Origin of the sequence: Commensalibacter papalotli (ex Servin-Garciduenas et al. 2014) (assembly GCF_000527695.1) — a bacterium.
Lineage (GTDB): Bacteria > Pseudomonadota > Alphaproteobacteria > Acetobacterales > Acetobacteraceae > Commensalibacter > Commensalibacter papalotli.
On the sequence record NZ_ATSX01000001.1, the window covers coordinates 805730 to 827021 of the forward strand.

Here is a 21292-nt window from a genome sequence, read left to right on the forward strand (position 1 = left end):
AAAATATTGCTTTTATCTAAATGCTTACATTTTATCAAAAGATCAAGTTAATTCTTACAATCTTCCTATTTTCATGCAATTTTTTCAAATTATATCAAATAGTCAATCGTGGTTCCTGTTCTTTATACAACAAATTACTTAATAGTTCTAATAAAATAACGCAATTTCTTGGGAAAGTTGCGATATAAATTCAAGTGATAGTTTTTCCATATGTGGAATTTCGGTAATAACTTTGATTTTACCATGACGCTCTATAGCTTCTTTGTTTGCAGGATTGGGTTTCCCATTTAAAATTACGCCTGCAATCGGTATATGATATTTTCTTATAACCTCAAGAGTTAGTAATGTATGATTTAAAGTCCCAAGTTCAGTTCTGGCTACAATAATTACAGGTAAATTTATTTTCTTCATAAGCTGGATCATAAACTGATATTCAGCAATTGGTACTAATGCCCCCCCTGCGCCTTCAACAATATAAGGCTGATCGTGAAATGATAATGAAAGGTCCAATTGCTCAATATCTAATATGATATTTTCTCGCTCGGCAGCTTCTTCTGGCGAAAATGGCTCTTGAAGCTCTATCAAAGGGGTAATGACTTGCTGATCTGATAACATTGCAAGCTGCTGAACAGTTTTTGTATCCCCTTGATCACAATTTAATCCCGTTTGAATTGGCTTCCAATATTTAGCATTTAAAACTTTGGTCAAACATGCTGAAACAAAACTTTTTCCGACATCTGTATCTGTTCCCGTTACAAAAAAACCTTTGGCTGAAAAACGTTTAAAGTAACCAAAAGCAACCTGATAAGTTGTATATCCATAATCACTGTTGAATTTGATAATAACCTTGCGTAGTTGTCCCGCTGATAAGGAATGATGAGATGCCAAAGATGTATGCGCACCAATGCAACGTAGCTCTTTGATAAATTCAAGACCATCTGGAATAGAATCAATAATACTTTCGGTCTCCCAATAACCGCCACCAGTTAAAGTTGGCCAATAGGATTCTAACTTATCTAATTTGGGATAAGATTGAAGTGGACAAGAATAATCATAATGATCGTAGATGGCTCTCCACTCTTCAAAGCTTTCTTGAGCCAAAGTCGAACAAAGCAATACACCATTAGGGTTCAAAAAATCAGTTATTCTCTGTAAAGCACCTTTTAAATCTTCAAACCATTGAAATGCTAGGCTGGAGCAAATCAAATCAAAAGATTGATCAAGTTGGAGAGCTTCGCCGTCCATAATTTTAAACTGAACATTTGAATATTTTTTTTCAAACTTGGCTTTTGTTCGCTCAACCATCTTCGGAGAAATATCAGTAATTACAAATTTTGCTTTGGGAAATAACTCTAATAAATATTGTGTAAGTAATCCTGTTCCACAACCGATCTCAAGAATCAATAAAGGTTGGCTTGGATCAAAATTGAGTTCCTTTATATAGGAAACCAATCGTTTCACTACTGTTTTTTGAATTTTAGCTGATTGCTCATATGAATCAGCTTGATTAAAAGAGTGAATGATTTTTTGCTTATTATAATTCATTTGATATGAGGGTATTCCTGATGATTGAAGCGCATAATTCAGGTTTTTTTATTGGTAGTATATGCGTTTTGTCTTCTATCCATTGAATGGGTTGATTTTTAAAAGAGTGGCTTGTCATTTCCTTTGAAACAACAGGATCGTGATCCGAAGCAATAACCGTCAATCTATTCTGAATAGTTGATAAACATGATCGAAAATCATCCTTTTCTAGCCATTCCAGTCCTATTTTAAGCTGCTCTATATTCAAAATTAATGATGGTGTTTGATGATACTGACATTGTTCATAAAACTGAGATAAAACTGCCGAACTGTCTTTTTCAATATTTTTAGACATGCGCTGTAAAATACGTAAAGGAACACCGGAAGCGAAATCATCCGCTTTTGAAAAACGCAAGAAACCATTTATCGCGACATAATGATAGAATTTAAGAGGGAATTGTTTAAGTAGATATATAAACCCTAAAGAATGCCCTATGGCTATTATATTATCTTGATTTTCTTGAATTATTAGTAATGCTTTGTCAGATGTCACCTGATTGTCAAGATATCCCAGATCTATATAATCAATAGTAAAACCTTGAAATAAATTCGCAACAGGTTTCCAAAACTCTTTAGAAAATCCCCAACCATGTGCAAATAATAAACGATATTTTGAACTCATCTGCTTTTCCATAAAGAGGGCTTTTGCTTGATCAATATATTAATTTTATCAAGTAGATATTCAATATCTTTTGACTGGTGAGCTGCACTTAGGGTTAAACGTAAACGACTGCTATGTGCAGGGACCGTTGGAGGACGAATAGGCATAACCCATAATTTTTCTTGTTTTAGTAATTTTGTAATCTCCAACGCATTTTCTGCTGAGCCTACAATCAAAGGTATAATTTGAGAAACCGTATCCCCTGTATTAATTCCCCACAAAGATAATTGCTGTTTTACATATTGCCACCGCTGTTTTAAATAAGCACGCTCTTTATCTAATAAAGGCATGAGCTCTAGTGAAGCAGCAATACTGCCATTAACTGCAGGGGGTAAAGAGGTTGTATGAATAAATCCAGAGCAAAAATTAACCAACCAATCACATAATGCTTTGGACCCTGCGATATATGCACCAAAGCTTCCCCAGGCTTTGCTGAAGGTACCCATTGTTAAATCAGCATAAGTTGGTGCCAACCCCTGCCCTTGCGCTCCTAGGACCCCTGTAGCATGTGCATCATCAAGAAACAAAAAAGCATAATGCTCATCGGCCAATCGTCTTAGGCTTTTTAAATCTGCTTGATCGCCATCCATACTAAATATTGTTTCAGTAATAATTAATTTGCTGCCATCTAAATCTTTAAGAGAATCTAAACGTTGTTGAAGATGATTCATATCATTATGACGAAATCTGATTTGCTTGCCTTGACCTGCTTTACATCCATAATGCAAGCTTGCATGATTAAGCTTGTCCGTAATAACGTAAACAGGCTTTGGTAAATTTTCTATTAAACAAGCAATTACAGCAACATTTGCTTGCCAACCAGAAGCAAAGACCAGAGCGGCTTCGGTTCCTAAAAACTGGGCAAGTTGTGTTTCGATAGCTTGATGGCACGATGTATGTCCTGTAATCAACCGAGAAGCAGCAGAACCCGTGCCATATTTAGCAACACACTCTTGGCTTTTTTGTAGCAATTCTGGATGAAAAGACAGACCTAGATAATCATTACTGGAAAAATTAAGGTATTTCTGCCCTTGAACTTGGATTTGAACTGAGCTAGCCACGTCAATTGGTGTCAGCTTTCTGCGAAACCCCTCTTCTTCACGTTTTGATAAAGCTTCTTGAAAAAAATTGTCAAATTGGTTCATAAAAATAATCTGTTTGAGTTCACTATTAAATATCGTTAATTTTAATTTTCTATCCCTTCCTTTTATATGCAAAGAAAATGTCTGGTTCAATGCTTAAAAATATCTGGCTTCCTTATACTCAAATGCAAACTTGTAATAATCCTATCGTTGCTGAACTTACAAAGGGCTGCAAAATTACTTTACGTGATGGAACAGAACTCATTGACGGCATCGCCTCGTGGTGGACAGCCTGTCATGGCTATAACCATTCCTATATTGCCGAACAAGTCCAAAAACAGCTATATAAAATGCCTCATATTATGTTTGGAGGGATTATTCATGAACCTGCCATTAAATTATCAGCAAAGCTTGCCAGTTTATTGCCTGGTGATTTGAACAAAGTTTTCTTTACAGAATCAGGATCTGTTTCTGTTGAAGTTGCTATGAAAATGGCTATTCAATTTTGGTTAAACCAAAACCATTTAAAAAAAACCAAAATTCTCTCTTTTTATGGTGGCTATCATGGAGATACAATGGCAACCATGGCTGTTTGCGATCCTGATGAAGGAATGCACCAATTATTTCAAGGAATTTTACCGCATCAGCATATTATCGCGCTACCTAAAACCAAACAGCTACAACAAGAATTTATTGCTTTCCTTGAAAAATACCATCATGAAATTGCTGCTATTTTAATAGAGCCATTAGTTCAAGGGGCTGGAGGTATGTTAATTCATGACCCTGAATTACTGATGTTTCTACGTAAGCAAGCTGATCATTTTAATATTCTTCTTATTTTCGATGAAATTTTTACAGGTTTAGGACGCACAGGCAGCCTATTCGCATGTAACCAAGCAAATGTCGTGCCAGATATTATAACTTTGTCCAAAGCACTCAGTGGAGGCACTATGGCCTTGGCTGCCACTATTGCGAGAGAACATATTTTTAATGGTTTTTTATCTGATAAGGAAAATCATGCGTTGATGCATGGACCAACCTTTATGGCAAATCCCTTAGCCTGCGCCTGTGCTATTGCATCTTTAGAATTATTTGATCAATATGATTGGAAAAATAATGTTAAAAATATAGAGTTACAAATGACTGCCGAGTTAGAAGTATGTCGTAAACTCGATATTGTCAAAGATGTTCGGGTCAAAGGTGCCATTGGTGTTGTCGAGTTACATAAGATTAAAAATATTAATCTGTTAAAAAATAGATTACTAGACCATAAAGTATGGATCAGACCTTTTGGAGATATTATCTACTTAACCCCATCTTTTACCATTACAACTGCTGAGTTAACTAAGTTAACTCAGGCAATTGTTCATACATTATTTTATGGGTAAAATTTTAATTTGCGTTTTTCTGAGCTGGAGTATCGTCTCGTTGTGGCTCAGAAGATGTATTTTGTGTTTTGGCGGATTTTTCTGATTTGTGGGAATCTTTAATAACAGATACTTTCCCAGTTGAGCTGATTACCGTACTAGTGCCATCTCCATTAGGTATAATAATAGGTTTATTATTCGTATCTTTTTCAATATATTTAGGAGCATGATCATCAATATGATCAGGCAAGATACCACCATTACTACTACCAAAACCACCTGATTTATTTATAGTAGCACCATTTTTAATTTGATTTTTTTCACCAGCGGTTAAATCCCCATCTTCTGGAAAATCAGATGGTAAAGTATGATTTGTGCCCTGTTCATGTTTTACAACATCCTCATCCGCACCAAATGCGTGGCTATAATCAGATAATGAAAAAGATTGTTCATCATTGGCAACATCACTTAATGTAGGCAATGCAGGCGGACGGGAGGGCCATATATTTCCACTTTGAGGAAGAATCGGAGTTGATGTTACCATTTGACCCCGAGCTTTCATCATATTTTCAGAATCTCCTTTTGGTGCTTCAGGGTTATCACTCCCAGGAAGCCTCACTGTATCATCTAAAAAACGATCAAACCCGGAGCAACCACTAAGTAATAACACCGTTGCCATAAGAGCAGCATGTCTGCGCATCCATAGCCTCCAACTCATAATTAAACCAAAACAGGTTGCAATTTGCCTTTAAAGCGAAAAAATCTCAAGTAAAAAATGATTATAAATATATCAAAATTAATTATTTATTAACAAATTTAAATCCAGTCTTAATGTAACCCCAGCCAGTTATAATTGTTAAAATAGCGGAAATCCATAACAATATTGATCCGATAATGCTGACAGGAAACCAACTGATACCCAACATTTTAGCGCTCGTATCACCTGCTAGTAAAAATCCCAGTGCAACCATTTGAAAAGTTGTTTTCCATTTCGACAATTTTGTTACAGGTAATCCCACTTGAGCTGTTGCTAAAAACTCTCTTAATCCACTTACCAAGATTTCACGCGAAAGAATCACCATTGCTGGAATAATTCCACCATAGGGTAAGCGTGCATAAGCAGCCATCACAATTAACAAAATTCCTACCAGCAGTTTATCTGCAATAGGATCTAACATTCGGCCCATTTCAGAAAGTTGCTGCCATGCACGTGCAAGTTTACCATCAAGATAATCTGTTATCCCTGCAAAAATAAACAAAATACAAGCAATCAAATCAGTCATAGGACGGCCAACCATTACCAAAATAGCCAATATGGGAATGATTAGTATGCGCGATAAGGTCAAACAATTCGGTAAATTAAAGAACATAATTTTCGCAAACGTAAGCTGAGGTGTATGGAATATATAAGATATTTTATATACTTATACGTTATTTAAGAAAAAAATCATATAACAAATCTATAATTTTATACTTAAAACTATTCAGAGCGAAAATGCCCATAAATCACCTCTGCTAGTGTTTGATTAATCCCTGGAATAGCGGTAATATCAGATAAACTGGCAGCCTTCACAGCTTTTGCTGAGCCAAAATGATTTAATAATAATCGTTTACGGTTTGCCCCTACCCCAGGAATGTCATCTAACTCAGAACGTTGAATAGCTTTGGAGCGTCCACTTCGATGCGTAGTAATGGCAAAACGATGGGCCTCGTCACGTAATCTTTGTAGATAATATAATACGGGATCTTGAATAGCTAGTTGAAAAGGTTCTTGATCCTTTGTGAAAAACCATTCTCTACCAGCATTACGATCTTTACCTTTCGCTATACATATCAGTTTTATGTCAGTAATTTCAAGTTCAGTTAAAATAGAATCTACTGCTGAGAATTGGCCTGCACCCCCATCAATTAATAATATATCAGGCCAATTTTCTCGGTCTGTATTCTTACCTTTAGCAAAACGCCTGGAAAAGACTTCTCTCATCATACCAAAATCATCTCCAGGAGAAATTGAGGATTTAATACTAAATTTTCTATACGCCGATTTGTTAAATCCATCAGGTCCAGCTACAACCATCACTCCATAAGCATGACTGCCCATCATATGACTGTTATCATAAATCTCAATTCGTTTAGGTATGTGCTCTAAATTAAATAACGCTTTGACTTGTCCAAGTAGTTTTTGTTGAGTTCCTGTTTCTGCTAATTTTCGCTCTAATGCCCCTTTGGCATTATCTTCAGCATGAGTAATAACTGCTTTTTTCTCGCCTTTTTGTGGTAATGATAACGTAACTTTATACCCAGCTTTCAAAGATAAAGCTTCGCTCATCAAGGATAATTCAGACAAACCAATATTTAATAAAATTTGCTGAGGTGGAGGCTTGTTTTCATAAAATTGTCCAAGAAAAGCCGAAATAATTTCCTCAGCAGACTGCCCTTCAATTTGTGTAGGGAAAAAAGCCCTATTCCCATTATTTCTGCCGCCTCTAATAAAAAACACTTGAATACAACAGCTATCACTAAGTTGGTATAAGGCTATAATATCGGCATCCATAATAGAAGCAGGATTAACAACACCACTGCTTTGCACATAGGTAAAAGCTCGAATGCGATCTCGCAAGACAGCTGCACGTTCATAATCCATTTCTGATGCAGCCTTTTCCATTTCCTCGGCTAGTTGTTGTTGAATAGAAACTGTTTGACCAGATAAAAACAATCTTGCCTGCTCAACGAGGTGAGTGTATTCAGATGGTGATATACGGTCATCACAAGGGCCTGCACAGCGTTTGATTTGATAAAGCAAGCATGGTCGTGTGCGTGAATTAAAAACGCTGTCTGTGCACGTTCTAAGCAAGAATATCTTTTGCAGTAATTCAAGAGTTTGATTAACCGCCCAAACAGAGGCAAAAGGCCCCCAATATTCATTAGTTCTAGTAACCTTGCCTCGTTGTTTATCAATTCTGGGCCATTCGTCTTTACTCATAACTAACCAAGGATATGTTTTATCGTCACGTAATAAAATATTATAACGTGGTTTGAAGCTTTTAATTAAATTTGCTTCTAACAATAATGCTTCAGCCTCTGTATAAGTCGTAATAATTTCCATAGAAACAGTTTGTTGAACCATTCTACGGATACGATCAGACAATCGAGACAGATGTGTATAAGAAATCACACGTTTTTTTAAATTTTTTGCTTTGCCAACATATAAAACCTCTCCAGCTTTGTTAATCATACGATATACCCCAGCATCTGAAGGCATTGTTTCTAATGCTTGTTTAATCGCAAACACACCTTCGACAGGTGTAAGAGATGAATTAGGCTTGTTATTCATATAAAAGCTCTTTGTTACATTTTCATTATAGTAAGGTTTAGCTTTGTTTTCTAACATTTATTTTAGTTCTCCACTGTTTCTGTGGATAACTATAGGGATGAATATTCAATATAGTGATCTAATGGGCAGTTTATCAAGCTCTATCATGTATTGCCTAAAAATTAATCATATTTGTTAACATATTGTTTTTAAAGTATTTTTATAAAAAATTGAAACGACCTTAATAATAAATAACTTGACATTATGCACACCTTTCCTAAAAAAATAAATTGATGAAAATAGTGGACAAAATTAAATAAATATCTAAAAAATTCTTTTAAAAAAGAATAAATTTCTTTATAACAACTTTATATTTTCCACCATATATCTTCTATTTACTCTATCATTGAAAATAAAATAATGCGTATTATTAGCTGGAACATTAACTCTTTAAGATTACGATTGCCTTTATTAAAAGAACTTATTGATTTGGCTAACCCTGATATTATTTGCTTACAGGAAACAAAAGTACCAGATAATTTATTTCCTCAAGAAGATATAAAAGCACTTGGATATCCATATATCGCCTATAAAGGAATGAAAAGTTACAATGGGATCTGCATTTTATCTAAACATTCTTTTGAAATCAGTCCATCATCTAAAAACTGGTGTAATCAAGAGGATTGCCGTCATTTAGCTGTTGATTTTCATTTTGAAGGAAAATTGGTTACTTTACATAATTTTTATGTACCCGCTGGTGGAGATGAGCCTGACCCTTCTATTAATACTAAATTCGAACATAAACTGAATTTTCTAAAAGAAACTACGGATTGGTTTAAAAAAAATATAGAAGAAAATAGTATTCTAGTTGGTGATCTTAATATTGCTCCACTAGAGCATGACGTATGGAGCCACAAACAACTTCTAAAAGTCGTAAGTCATACCCCTATAGAGACGCAAAAACTTACAAGTTGGTTAAAAACAGGTTTCATAGATGCAATGCGTGAGATTGTTCCATCTACAGAAAAACTTTATACATGGTGGTCATACAGAAACAAAGATTGGGAGAAATCTAATAGAGGTCGTCGGTTGGATCATCTATGGATCACCCCTAGCTTGGCTCCATATTTACAAACGATTCAAATTTTTAAAGAAGTCAGAAACTGGGAAAAACCTTCAGATCATGTTCCTATTTTATTAGAATTAAAAGAAAATCTTTCTTCTTAGAATAATTTTAAGTGTTCAAGATTTTCTTTTAATATAAATCTACGAATCTTCTCTTTGTTCTACTGACAAGCTTAACCGATATCCCCCAGCCTCGGTGATTAACAAAGAGACATTTGTAGGATCTGGTTCAATTTTTTGACGTAAACGATAAATATGTGTTTCAAGGGTATGCGTTGTCACCGCAGAGTTATACCCCCATACCTCATTGAGCAAAACTTGACGTGGCACTGGTCTTGTGCCTGAACGATATAAAAATTTTAAAATTGCAGCTTCTTTTTCTGTTAATCGAATACGTCGATTAGTTTCATTTTCTTGCAACAACTTTGCTGATGGACGAAATACATAAGGGCCAATTGCAAAAACAGCATCTTCACTATTTTCAAAAATCCGCATTTGAGCTCTTAATCGTGCTAATAGTTCAGCAATACGAAATGGCTTTGAAACATAATCATTACCACCAGCATCTAAACCTCGAACAACATCATTTTCCTCATCAGAACCCGTCAGCATAATAATAGGCGTTCTGCACCCTTCTTTACGAAGATAAGCACATAAATCACATCCATCACCATCAGGAAGCATAACGTCTAAAATAATTGCATCATAATGTTTGTCTGATTTTAAGATTTTTGTTTTTGCATCTTCAACAGTATTTGCACCAAAAACCTCAAATTCACCATCTAACTGTAACTGTTCAGATAGTGTTTCGATCAGTTTTGGGTCATCATCAACAACCAAAATTGGGTGTAATCCAGCCATCAAGCATCATCCTTCTGTTTAAAACACACCTGAAACAATTTAACCATTCCTGAGAAATGGTTATAAAGCCATATCAGTCCTAATATTTAATCAATACTATATTTATTACTTATAATATCATAAAAAAAAAGTTATCATCAGAAAATATTTATTTTAATTAAATAAAAAACTCTAAAAAAGAAAAGACATATGGATATCCTAACGCTTATATCTTGCCTATTTTTACTGACAGCAATCAGCAGTGCAATTAATCATAAATTCCTTCATCTTCCTATGACTATTGGAATTATGATTATGGCTTTTATATTTTCGTTGATTTTATTTATCAGTGATTATTCAATCTCCTTTTTTTCGGGATACCATTTTGCCAAAGATATTTTATCTGATTTAGATTTTCCAAAACTTTTATTAAACGGTGCTTTGGCATTCTTGTTGTTCGCAGGAAGTTTACATATAAAACTTGCTGAGCTATGGAAAGCTAAATTTAACGTAGCCTCCTTGGCAATTTTAGGAACATTAATCTGTATTTTTACACTAGGAAGTGCTTTTTGGTTATTATTCTACCTAGCTCCTATTTCAATTCCTTTTATTTGGTGTTTAATCCTTGGATCAATCCTAGCTCCAACAGATCCTGTTGCAATTATTAATATGTTAGGTAGATTAGGTCTACCTGATCGATTGCAAGCAATCTTTGCGGGAGAAAGCTTGTTTAATGATGGTATTGCTTTATTGGCATTTTCAACATTAATCACCATCGCAACAACCGGTATTTATCCCAGTGCTGCTGGACTTTCGCTCGTCTTTATACAAGAAGTATTTGGTTCTGGTATCCTCGGAGCAATCACAGCTTTGATCATTATCTATATTATGAAGCGAATTAATCATGATGAGATTATGATTTTATTCTCTCTCGCTTTGGCAGCGGGCACGTTTGCTCTGGCTGGGCATTTACATATGTCTGGGCCGATCGCTGTTGTCGTTAGCGGATTATTAATGGGTGATTATCTTCAAAAGCGTCCTAACAAAGAGGACCATGATACAGTTACAGGGTTTTGGCATGTAATTGATGAAATTTTAAATACATCATTATTTTTGCTTATTGGTTTGGAAATTATGATTATTCCGTTTCACCCCCAAACACTGCTCATTAGCTTGTTATGTATCCCATTCTTGATTCTAAGTCGTTTCATTGCTATCGGAATCAGCGGTGCTGTCTTATTATATAAAGACAGTAACCGTAGAGGATTAATTTCAATCTTGACTTGGGGAGGATTAAGAGGAGGGATTTCATTGGCAATTGCCTTATCCCTTCCTGATGGAGAACTGAAAAGTGATATCCTTATTATAACTTATGTCTGTGTTATTTTCACAATAATTGTACAAGGACTCACTATGGAAAAAGTTATTAACTATTTTTACAAATTAAATAAAAAATAAATTATACGGCTGCCTTTTCCTTTTGACGCTCTAAAACAGCATCTAATAATCAATAAAAACAATATGTTAATTGTTAATTAGGTGTAATTTGGTGTAAATTCTTTGAACTACCCGGAATTTCCGGGTGGTTGGATTAAGCATCAATAGCCTGCTTGAAACGATCGACATTATCCTGCCAGACTGCTTTACCAAGAGCGGTATTATAATATTTCTTGTGATACTGGGCCATTGCGGTGGCATCTGTTGCACTCGGTAACGCAGTAGAAACTCTTAAATAAAACACTCGACACATCGCTGCGGCAAAGAAAATATTGCCCGTGATTGTCGTGGGTTTTGGGATGCCGTTATTATCTGTATTCCATTCACCCGCGATATTTTTGAGTAATGCTGCAAGATGGCTACGTTTAGGGCCAGCCAAAAAATTCTTCCAAATATCATTATAAGTCGCTGGCTCCATCTGCATCGCACCCACAGCAGGGCCATTACCCAATTGTTTGAGATAGGTAACCCCTCCAGCGTATCCTTCTGCAAGGAATGTGCCTGTAACTTGGTTAATGGCCCTAGCACCGCCAAGACCCAGATAATCCAATGCTGGCCTAATAATTTCTTGTTTCAAATGTGGAATATAAATTCCACCCGTAATTTTAGACATATGATATTTCTTTGCGATAAGAATATAAATATAAAAAGCCAGCTATATGCTGGCTTTCCTAACAAATTATTTAAAATTATATGAAATAATTGTATCTATTATTTTTTCATTTAAAAAATCAAGATATACGATATTTGGTTTAGATTGCCCTTGCTTTATAATTCTATCATATAAAACTGTTGGTAATTTATCATTGGCAATTTTTGCTAGATCAATTATAAATTTAGATGAAAGAGATACTCCAGTTAAAGTCCAAGAAAGTAAAAATAAATAATCTTTTCCTAAACCGCCATATTTATTCCATTTTTCAATTTGGTTATCAGACATTGTTTCATAAATATCTGTCTCTGAATATTTATCATATACTGAAAAATTGCTGTCTTGCACTGCTCCGCCATCACTATCTTTATACCTAAAACGTCCCTTGGCAGGATCAATAACGTTTACTTTCGTATTAACGCAATTACCCAAATCACCACCTTCTTCCTCCTCACAATGAATATATGAATCATAATCATAAGCAATAATAAGCTTACCTTGCAGCTCAGATAAAGGTTGTTTTACTAAATTAACATTTTTACCTTTATAAAAAATATCGGAGTAATCATTTAAAAATTGATCAAGATGATATTTAATCTCGTCTTCAGAATAATGCCATGGAACTTCATAGCCTAAAATTTTATAATTTCGAATATGAGATATTTTAAATATGACAACCTCAGAAGGACATAACTCCAAAAACGCCTTAGCTTGTTCCATAATTGTTTTTAAATTTTGCCCATTGGCTCCTGGAAAATCCGTAGTATATTTATTACCACCACGATGATATGTCACCATTTCGGCAGTCCAGGATGTAAGACCGTCATAATCTATGCGAATATCAAAATATCTTGCCCCTAAAAGTAACTGATCCTCTATTCCAAATTCCTGAGTTTTAGTTCTGCCAGCTATATTTGCTATTGGCTCAAAACCGAATATATTAAGTGTGGAATTATGAATCTCTGACATCCCTGCATCATGGCTGCCTGGCATCATAATATTGTTTAAAATTGTACCATTCGGCAGCCTTTTCATCCATCTTTTATTCATACACCAATATCCTTTTGGAAACTCTGGCATTTGCATTTTAACTTCGTTAACACTCGTTTTAGCACCACGCAAAAATTTAAAAGGAGCCTTTAGTTCATCTAGGATATAATCTATAATCAAAGAATCAGAAGATTGATATTGACCATTTTTGCTACCAAACCACCAATTGTTTGAAGTTCCAGAATGCCCTTGAGCAAAAGCAACATCTCTAAACACAAATTCATATTTATTATTAGGTAATTTGTTTCCTTCTAACTCTATCGTTAAATCACCAATCACAGCGAAATTTAATTCACCAGGATCATGACCGAAAGTACTTTGTGAGGACGTAATTTCGTTTTTAAACCAATTCGCTGTTTTAGCTGTACCATTACGATCAAATCCAAAATCAAAAATAACAGACTTTCCATTTACATCGAAAGAATACTCCCTATTTACTTGAAACATTTGATTATCAGATGCACAAAACCTACTTACTCTATATGATACCTTTTTAAATGTATGATTACTATCATCCAGCGTTAAACTAACAGTGTTTCTTGTAGGCATACTAAACGATACGGCGTTAGGATCATTTCCTCCCCTATAAAATGTTAACTTAACTAATCCATCTGCACTTAGCAACTGCACCTGATTATCACCAGTACGCTCACAATTTTTGCCACCGAACCACCAATTATTCGTAGAACCTGACTTACCTTGAGCCAAGACAACATCATTAAATTTATATGTAGTTGTTACACCGCTATTTTGAACGGTTAATTCAAGATTTCCAATAAATGCAAAATTTAAATTACCAGCAGCATGACCAAAAGTCGTATTTTTGGCGGTATCTACTTGACCATTAAACCAACTTGCAACAGCCCCAGAGCCTTTACGTCCAACTCTAAAGCGAAATTTACCATCACCTCCACAGGTCAAAACCGAGCCATTTCTAACATCGCTAGGTTGTCCACCAGTTACACTACTACCTGTTACTAAGTATTTACCACTAATAATGTTGTATCCAGAAGGAAGGTTAAAATACACATCATTATCTCTAATTGTAGCCATAATATTTACTCCTTTATTTAAATATTAATTCAATAAAAAATTATTTTTATAAATATAAAACTATATAAAAATTGTCGTTTGAAATATTAAACAATATAAATATTATATCAGTACATAACTATAACAACAAATTTAATTTTATTACTTCTCTTTCCACGTTTTAATCACCGCACATATTGCACGGATAACGAATGACATTGGAATACTGATTGCTACAACGGGAATGACCCAAGGATCATGGATTTTGATCCATTCGGCGTTACTCTCCCACCACCAACGCAGGATTTCAAAGAGATTCATGGTATTTCTCTATCCCCCGTATGGCCCGACAAAGCGCGTAAAGATTGATCGTTGCGAATACACCCCATGCAATCAGGCTGAAGTGCCATTGGCCATAAAAGAGAATATTTAAAAATCCCCATATTAATAATGATGATGCAAAGAATGCAGTTATTCCCCTGCCTATCAAACTTTCATAATTCAATGCACAATATTGAAGTAAGCCAATATAAACAAACAGAAGCTCCCACACCTTATCAGGCATGAATTGCAAGAAACCATCGATAAAAGATTGTTGGATAATAATGCTCGTTGGCTCACATAGCCCATAAACCCCAACGGCCATCAATAAAATAGAACTCCACCATTCTGCAAACCAGTGATCATGATTTCGCAGAGAATTAACGATCCTTCTGACCATCTTTATTCTCCTTAATTTCATCTGGCTTTTTAAAGGATGCCAGCACATGAATAACTTGCCAAAGGCTATGCCATTTACTGGTCATTTCTGGCTCTTTCCAAAAACGCATCATCAACGTACACAACGTTACGATAGCCGTCACCACAGCAACAATATTTCCCGCAATATCCCCTGGGATTACTCCCAACACATATTGAAATCCTTGTAATAGTAAATCTGTGTTCATTCGTTTTTTCCCATAAAAAAAGCCACCCGTAATGAGTGGCTTGTAGTATTGTTTTTAATCTAAATCTTGTGTATATAACGCTAAGTTATCACCAACAGGAACCCCCAAGGTAAGTTAGTCATAACAGACTAAACACGGCAGGAATCCACTCACTTCAGGAAGGGGTGGCGGTCAAATCTCCATCCTAAAGAATGAAGTTTTACGGCTAATAATGATAAAGCTTTTATATTTTCATTGATTAAGAAAAGAACATCTTAATTTGGTGTAATATAATTTGAAAAGATACAAGTGATTTCTTTCGTAGAATCAAATAAGTATTCAATCCCACTGGATAATATAATCTGTAACTCATTATCAACAATTATATAACGATCATGGTTTGTTCTTTTAGAAAAATGATTATCCTGTTTTATAGTAAAATGTGCAAATTGTGTCTTTATCTTTGTACATACATCCTGTTTTAAATCCATAAAAATAGTTAATTGAGATTCTTGGAATAAGTTTAAAAATTTAATAAATTCTTCTTTATCGGCTATATGCTTATCAAAAATTGTAATAGATTTTGCTTTAGAAAAAACATGAGATAAAAAATTAAGCAAATCATTTCTACACTCACCAGCAGCCTTAGAAATAACATAATGGGTATCAAATGTTGTCTTATTAATATTTACATAACAACAAGCGTCAATCTGTACTTCGCTATCTGTATCTGTTAAAATGATTTTTAATATAGTATAATGTGCTAGTGCCTCTAAATCTAAATTATTTATGAAACCTTGTTTTGAAAGTGTAGGTCTTAGTCTCGCCGCTCTAGCTTCGTCTATTAATTGATTATTAATAAGCCTATTTAATTGTTTAATATTAGTTAGGTGCGGGCGATAAAATTTAAAAAAATTATGCAGCTTTTGTTTATCCAAATATTCTGAACCGATCAATCCATCCTTTATTTTAAAATAAAAAAGCAAAAGATCATCACTAAGAACTAAATATAATGGATTTGTATTCATGATATCTCTAATACTTCTTGTAAAGTTGCATCAAAGAAGCCACTAGGAAATTGTATTTCTTGACCTTCCTTATTAGAATAGCGTCCTTTTTGATTGATATAAATAGGAATGAAATTATCTTTTTCAGAAGATTTATAATGAATAATAATTTTATTATGATCTAAAGATTCTTTATATACATTATAACAAAACTTAAGAGGAATATGTTCACTATGAGTCTCTAATATTAATTGAACACCTGAATTAGCGATCATAGTAAAAAAATCACTTAAAATAGCTTGAGCTTTAGGATGCAAATGCAACTCAGGATTTTCAATTATGACAATATCATCTTTTTTAGCTAATAAGCACATCAATAAGATATGTACTAAATTATTCTGTCCTGTTCCAACTGAATTCGGTGCTATATTTGATAAATCATTCATTGAGTAATAGAACGTTACAAATTGTTCTATTTCTTTATTTTCAGTTACAATCGAAATCTTCTGGTTTATAATCTTTGATAACCAATAATCTAATTGATAGTCCAGTGTCTTAACTTTCTGATCAAAGCACACTTCATCTCTTAATTGTAAATTCCTATTTTTTGTTAAAATAAACGGTGTATTATAACCGAAATAATCTATAGAATCCTCAGATAAATTATTTGTAAGAGTTATAGCTTCAAATTCCTTCCTATTAGCAGATAGGTAATGTAGATTACTAAGGTGTTTAATATCAACGCTAATATTATCTTTTTCTTCAGTTAATGATAATTGATTACAGTTTCCATTATTATATTTAATTAAAACTTCTACTTTCCGAGCATTAATATTTTTATTTCTAATTTGTAAAAATGGTTGCCTTAATGATTTAAATTTATCACCAAAAACTTTTTCTTTATCTGTTTGAGGTATTCCATATGCATTCAAATTTATATAAGATTGAAGTTGAATAATAGATTGTAAAATAGAAGATTTTCCTGATGAATTTGCTCCTATTAGTAATGTGATAGGTTTAAAAGATAACTCTTCTTTATCAATTGCTTTGAAGCCGTCGACATTAATTTGAGTTATCATTTTAATTTGTTTCCATTTGAATATTTCTTATTTTTTCTTGAATTTCTTTAGCTTTTGAACAGCGTAAATCAACTACTTTTTTGGAATCAATTCTGTGAAAAAAATTGTTCTCTTCTATGTATTTTTTTGCTTGATCAATCATGTCAATTATATGTTTTTGTTTTTGTGTATCAGTAGGTATATCACATGCGAGAGCATATGATACCATTTCAAAGAGTCCCATACTTATTGGTTTTCGCCTTTCTGAAACTCCTGTTTTAGAAAAACGAAAAGCATCTTCACCGAATAAGCTGTAACAATTTTTCATAGTGAGAGAGAAAATGTTCTTTATTTCAGTAATTAAATTTTGTTGTTTCGGTTCATTAATAAATTTCATAAAATTAGCCAAATACTCGTTCATGTCTGAAGAATATTGAATGTTAATACACTTTTGATATGTTGAATATAAAGCAATAAAACGTAAGATCATCATCCGACCTTTCATTCTTTTGTCTTCCCGACTATCAAAACCAGTTAATTTTTTATAATCTTCATTTTTTGCTAACTCTTCTAATAATGATGTTGCTGTTCCATTATATAAAGCGTGCCGCATTTCTTGGGCGTTTAGTTGAGTTCCACCTCTATTAACTCGATCAAAAATATCATATTTTATATTTTCTGGTGTAGGAGGTTTAATCACAAACACTATCAACTGGTAATCTTCTATTTTAGATTGCCACTTGGCTTCTAAATCTCCAAAAAACTTACCGTTGAAATGTTCAACTTCATTTTTCGTACCTAAGATTTTTAATTTGGATAGTTTAAATTCATTATTTAAAAAACTACATAATGCAGTAATCCTCTGTTTCCCATCTACTATCTGTTGATTGCCAGTGCTATCCTCAAAAAAATAAAAAACAGGTATCGGTACTCCCATCAAGATTGATTCTATCAACTCTGATTGTTGTTTATTATTCCAAGCATTTAATCGTTGAAATTCTGGAGATACGGTCAGCAATTTTTGTTCAATTTTACGTTTAATTTGAAAGATAGAGTACTGATCTCTATGCACATTAACTGTGACATTAGGATATTCAATTGGCTCTTCTTCTGGAACTTCAATACCATCATCCTCAAGACCAGTTAATTGTTGCTTAGCACTAACCATATACTCTAAAACTCCATAACAGACTGTTTGTGCAAAATATCTCTCTATTATACTACATTAAGCATAAAAAAGGCATAAAAAAAGACGCTTGATGCGCCCCGTTCTCATGCCTGATTGTTGTTTTAAATATTAAATTGTTGGTCCAGCCATTTTAAACGATCAGAGAAAAAGTTTTTGATGTAGACAAATGACCATTTTCGACCGTAATCAGAAACATCTAATCCCGTACCAAACCCTGTCTGTCCCGTAGCACTCCATAACTTCAAATCTTGCTCTAAGGATTTAGGGTTAATTAAATCCACTTGCGATTTAATCATTTGATCAAAAGTAAAGGTATCCAGTATTTTATTCGAACGAAGATAATAATATCGATCTCTTACTTCGCCCCAAAAAGTATCTAATATTTTTTCAAAGAATACTGGATGTTGATTACCAATATTGCCCTTTTCTCTCATCACCCAACCAATAGTTAGAGGATCTGTTTGAGCGATTGTTGTTTTTCCATAAACAATCCCAAAGGTTTCATCTTCATCATATGGAAAAATAGACCAAATTGGGTTTGCGTCTGTTCCGTTCCATGTCGCCATCTCAAAATTATTCTGAATTGAATCATAAGATGCGCTAACTTCACATAAAAGAATATAATCAATCCATGATTTTAAATCTATGTGATCATGGTATGTAGAACGTAAATCAATTGTTCCATTAACACAGCCGCAGGCCCAAGTGATAAAATCTTGTAATTTTTGAGTTGTGTCAGCCGTAACCGTTCCTGGGCAATAAAAATCCCATTCACTTTGTGTATATTTCCCAGAAAGCCAAAAATTAGATGCTTTTTGTGGTTGAGTTTGAATATGATTAGGGTTGTCTGGATCCATCAAAAATGTATCGTTATCAACATCAGATCGAATGACATACATACCTAAAAATTGGTCATTAAAGTATAGCTCAACAGGTGAACCATCTGTTGTGAACAGCGCAGAGGTCATCGAGGCACAATTTTTATCTTTGAAATAGTTATAATTACGATCAGACGATAACAAACCATTAAAGTGCGTAGAATACATGTTACGCCACAATCTTGTTGTGGTCGTGTCACGCAAAAGGGTTCTATCTGTGCCATACCCTTTTAAAGTAATAGAGCTTGAGGGAAACCAATCACCAAACTTAACTTTTAATTTTTTTCCTGTTTTTGGATTAATTAATTTAAGTTTCCAATTTTTCTTTGAGGAATTAACGCTAGATTGACCTTGTATTCCCCACGTTCCAGCCGCAGAAAATAAGGGAATTGTCCCAGAATAAAAGCTACAATTCATAGAACTGCCGTCTTTAGAGTTCGGCAAATCCCCAGAGATTAATATCCTTAAAGGCGCTTTGTCCTCAATCAAATAATCCCAACTATCACTTGTGTTACCTTGTCCGTATTGAACAAGACTGCCATTATTAATAAATCCAGTCTCAGCCATTGATTAGAGACCTTCCAAAAATTTTCAAATATCCGTCATAAATAAATTCAACTACTGAAAAAGAACCTATTGTTGATTGAATATAAAGGTTATCTTTCCCTGTAATGACGTTTTCAGAAAAGGTTACAACAGAATTATTAGCATTATTAACAATTAACAGGGTCATTCTTTGGAGTTGCCCCTTTTTTCCAGGTTTTATGGTAATTTTTGATTGACCTGTAATTGAACAAATATAAGAAATATCTCCAACATTTGCAAAATTAAGCTCTGTATTACCATTAATATTCATCGGAAGAGAAGGACAACCCGAATTCAAACGGTCAACAATTTGATACCCGTATAAAATTTCACCTTTGCTGCCAATAAATTTTTTCGAATTGTTCATAATTAGTCACCTTATCTTTGTTCAAGTGCAGCTAAACGGGTTTCTAACGTTGAAATTTTATTCTTTGCACCTTGTAATAAGGCAACCAATATTTCTTCATAGCGTAAAGATTGAATAAACTCTAAACCTTGTTTATCAATAATCTTTCCTGTGGTTTCTTCAAAACTTCCGTCTTCTTTTTCTATCAATTGAGTAGTTTCATTTTTATTTTGAATCCACATAGCAATTAAAGAAGGTTCGACACCACCGTCATGTAAAATTTGCGCTACATCTTGAGCAAAATACCCAGTATGAATACGGGCTTCATCCCCCTTTTCTGCAACTACTTCATTTAATGTAAATGTTTTTGCCTCTAACTTCTCAAACAATAGATTCGCAATATTTTCTTCTAATTGAACCTCAGTTTTTACATTTTTATCAGAAGTTACAGTAAGAGCTGTTTTTGAATAAATATTATTCCAAGGATTAGTCGTCGACCCTAAATTTATATTACCAGACAAGGAGTCAACTGTCTCTGCATCAAAAGCAAATCTACCCTTTGCTATGGTTTTATCATACGCAGAAGTGTAAACAAATCTACCCTCTTGAGATACGCTAGTTCCAGCGTTATTTGCTGCAACTTGGTATTTATTAAGAATTTGTGATGAATTCGAACCAACTGCATTACCATTTACATCAAACTTATAACCCCAACTACTAAAAACAACATTGTCAGTTCTTGGATTTGGCCCCACAAATTGACCATTCGCGTCTAATGGTAAATATCCTTTTGCTTGGAATGCTGTGTTCTTAGCAACATAAGAAGAATCAGGGCTTAACTCATCAACTTTTTTTGTTAAACCATCAACTTTTTTATCTGTTTTATCCGCTTGTTCTTTAACATTTTGAATAGCATCAGTATTATTATCTACTTTTTTTTTCAATTCATCAGTGTTAATTTGATGAGTAGTATTATTGTTAATATCAGTAACCAACTGAGACAATGTTTTTAGTGTTTTCCCTCCATCATTACTTGCAGAACATGCAGAAAGATCAAGATTGATAGGTTTACCCATTGTGTTTGTATCGGCCATTTTTAT

General features: G+C 34.0%; 21 protein-coding genes. 3 read left to right on the top strand and 18 right to left on the bottom strand.

Going from position 1 to position 21292, the window contains the following annotated elements; all coding sequences use genetic code 11:
• Positions 1-147 precede the first annotated feature (147 nt).
• From bioD to COMX_RS03635, 3 genes are read right to left on the bottom strand one after another with little or no spacing between them, the layout of a single operon-like run.
• Positions 148-1545, bottom strand: a complete 1398-nt coding sequence (gene bioD / locus COMX_RS03625; RefSeq protein WP_034337108.1) for a dethiobiotin synthase — start codon at positions 1543-1545, stop codon at positions 148-150.
• On the bottom strand, positions 1535-2206 hold the full coding sequence (locus tag COMX_RS10580) for an alpha/beta fold hydrolase (RefSeq protein WP_051461834.1): 672 nt from the start codon (positions 2204-2206) through the stop codon (positions 1535-1537). The genes bioD and COMX_RS10580 overlap by 11 nt, the downstream gene beginning before the upstream one ends.
• A complete protein-coding gene (locus tag COMX_RS03635) occupies positions 2203-3390 on the bottom strand; it encodes an aminotransferase class I/II-fold pyridoxal phosphate-dependent enzyme (RefSeq protein ID WP_051461835.1) in 1188 nt (395 codons plus the stop codon). The genes COMX_RS10580 and COMX_RS03635 overlap by 4 nt, the downstream gene beginning before the upstream one ends.
• 77 nt (positions 3391-3467) lie before the next feature.
• Here COMX_RS03635 and COMX_RS03640 point away from each other — a divergent pair, with 77 nt between their 5' ends.
• Entirely contained in the window at positions 3468-4715 is a 1248-nt protein-coding gene (locus tag COMX_RS03640) for an adenosylmethionine--8-amino-7-oxononanoate transaminase (RefSeq protein WP_034337110.1), read from the top strand.
• 4 nt (positions 4716-4719) lie between these two features.
• Here COMX_RS03640 and COMX_RS03645 read toward each other — a convergent pair whose 3' ends face one another.
• From COMX_RS03645 to uvrC, 3 genes are all read right to left on the bottom strand, one after another.
• Positions 4720-5394, bottom strand: a complete 675-nt coding sequence (locus COMX_RS03645; RefSeq protein WP_051461836.1) for a hypothetical protein — start codon at positions 5392-5394, stop codon at positions 4720-4722.
• 100 nt (positions 5395-5494) lie between these two features.
• Positions 5495-6064: a CDP-diacylglycerol--glycerol-3-phosphate 3-phosphatidyltransferase gene (pgsA, locus tag COMX_RS03650; RefSeq protein WP_034337114.1), complete on the bottom strand. Its 570-nt coding sequence runs from the start codon at positions 6062-6064 to the stop codon at positions 5495-5497.
• A 110-nt stretch (positions 6065-6174) separates the two neighbouring features.
• Complete coding sequence (uvrC, locus tag COMX_RS03655) at positions 6175-8028, bottom strand: excinuclease ABC subunit UvrC (RefSeq protein WP_034337117.1); 1854 nt, start codon at positions 8026-8028, stop codon at positions 6175-6177.
• A 399-nt stretch (positions 8029-8427) separates the two neighbouring features.
• Here uvrC and xth point away from each other — a divergent pair, with 399 nt between their 5' ends.
• Positions 8428-9234 carry an exodeoxyribonuclease III gene (gene xth, locus COMX_RS03660; protein ID WP_034337120.1) on the top strand — a complete coding sequence of 269 codons (807 nt, stop codon included), beginning with the start codon at positions 8428-8430 and terminating at the stop codon, positions 9232-9234.
• 39 nt (positions 9235-9273) lie between these two features.
• Here the strand turns inward: xth and COMX_RS03665 are convergent, their stop codons facing one another.
• On the bottom strand, positions 9274-9993 hold the full coding sequence (locus tag COMX_RS03665; protein WP_034337124.1) for a response regulator transcription factor: 720 nt from the start codon (positions 9991-9993) through the stop codon (positions 9274-9276).
• Between the two features lie 189 nt (positions 9994-10182).
• On the opposite strand from COMX_RS03665, the gene COMX_RS03670 reads away from it, so the two are divergent.
• Entirely contained in the window at positions 10183-11430 is a 1248-nt protein-coding gene (locus COMX_RS03670) for a cation:proton antiporter (protein WP_034337127.1), read from the top strand.
• Positions 11431-11563: 133 nt separating this feature from the next.
• On the opposite strand, the gene COMX_RS03675 is transcribed toward COMX_RS03670, so the two are convergent.
• The 11 genes from COMX_RS03675 to COMX_RS03720 form a co-directional block, all read right to left on the bottom strand.
• Entirely contained in the window at positions 11564-12082 is a 519-nt protein-coding gene (locus COMX_RS03675; RefSeq protein WP_034337130.1) for a hypothetical protein, read from the bottom strand.
• Between the two features lie 66 nt (positions 12083-12148).
• Entirely contained in the window at positions 12149-14224 is a 2076-nt protein-coding gene (locus tag COMX_RS03680) for a PI-PLC domain-containing protein (RefSeq protein ID WP_034337132.1), read from the bottom strand.
• Positions 14225-14365: 141 nt separating this feature from the next.
• Positions 14366-14524 carry a hypothetical protein gene (locus tag COMX_RS11180; protein ID WP_200867601.1) on the bottom strand — a complete coding sequence of 53 codons (159 nt, stop codon included), beginning with the start codon at positions 14522-14524 and terminating at the stop codon, positions 14366-14368.
• On the bottom strand, positions 14511-14924 hold the full coding sequence (locus COMX_RS03685) for a hypothetical protein (protein ID WP_034337135.1): 414 nt from the start codon (positions 14922-14924) through the stop codon (positions 14511-14513). Before COMX_RS03685 ends, COMX_RS11180 begins: the two co-directional genes overlap by 14 nt.
• Entirely contained in the window at positions 14905-15150 is a 246-nt protein-coding gene (locus tag COMX_RS03690) for a hypothetical protein (RefSeq protein WP_034337138.1), read from the bottom strand. The genes COMX_RS03685 and COMX_RS03690 overlap by 20 nt, the downstream gene beginning before the upstream one ends.
• A gap of 254 nt (positions 15151-15404) precedes the next feature.
• On the bottom strand, positions 15405-16157 hold the full coding sequence (locus tag COMX_RS03695) for a hypothetical protein (RefSeq protein WP_034337141.1): 753 nt from the start codon (positions 16155-16157) through the stop codon (positions 15405-15407).
• Positions 16154-17215 (bottom strand): AAA family ATPase, encoded by a 1062-nt coding sequence (locus COMX_RS03700; protein WP_034337143.1) that lies wholly within the window; start codon positions 17213-17215, stop codon positions 16154-16156. The genes COMX_RS03695 and COMX_RS03700 overlap by 4 nt, the downstream gene beginning before the upstream one ends.
• Before the next feature lies 1 nt (position 17216).
• Entirely contained in the window at positions 17217-18362 is a 1146-nt protein-coding gene (locus tag COMX_RS03705; RefSeq protein ID WP_034337145.1) for a DUF262 domain-containing protein, read from the bottom strand.
• 122 nt (positions 18363-18484) lie between these two features.
• Positions 18485-19828 (bottom strand): CotH kinase family protein, encoded by a 1344-nt coding sequence (locus COMX_RS03710; RefSeq protein ID WP_051461837.1) that lies wholly within the window; start codon positions 19826-19828, stop codon positions 18485-18487.
• Positions 19821-20213, bottom strand: a complete 393-nt coding sequence (locus COMX_RS03715; protein WP_034337148.1) for a hypothetical protein — start codon at positions 20211-20213, stop codon at positions 19821-19823. The genes COMX_RS03710 and COMX_RS03715 overlap by 8 nt, the downstream gene beginning before the upstream one ends.
• An 11-nt stretch (positions 20214-20224) precedes the next feature.
• Positions 20225-21286 (bottom strand): tail fiber domain-containing protein, encoded by a 1062-nt coding sequence (locus COMX_RS03720; RefSeq protein ID WP_034337151.1) that lies wholly within the window; start codon positions 21284-21286, stop codon positions 20225-20227.
• Between the last annotated feature and the right edge of the window lie 6 nt (positions 21287-21292).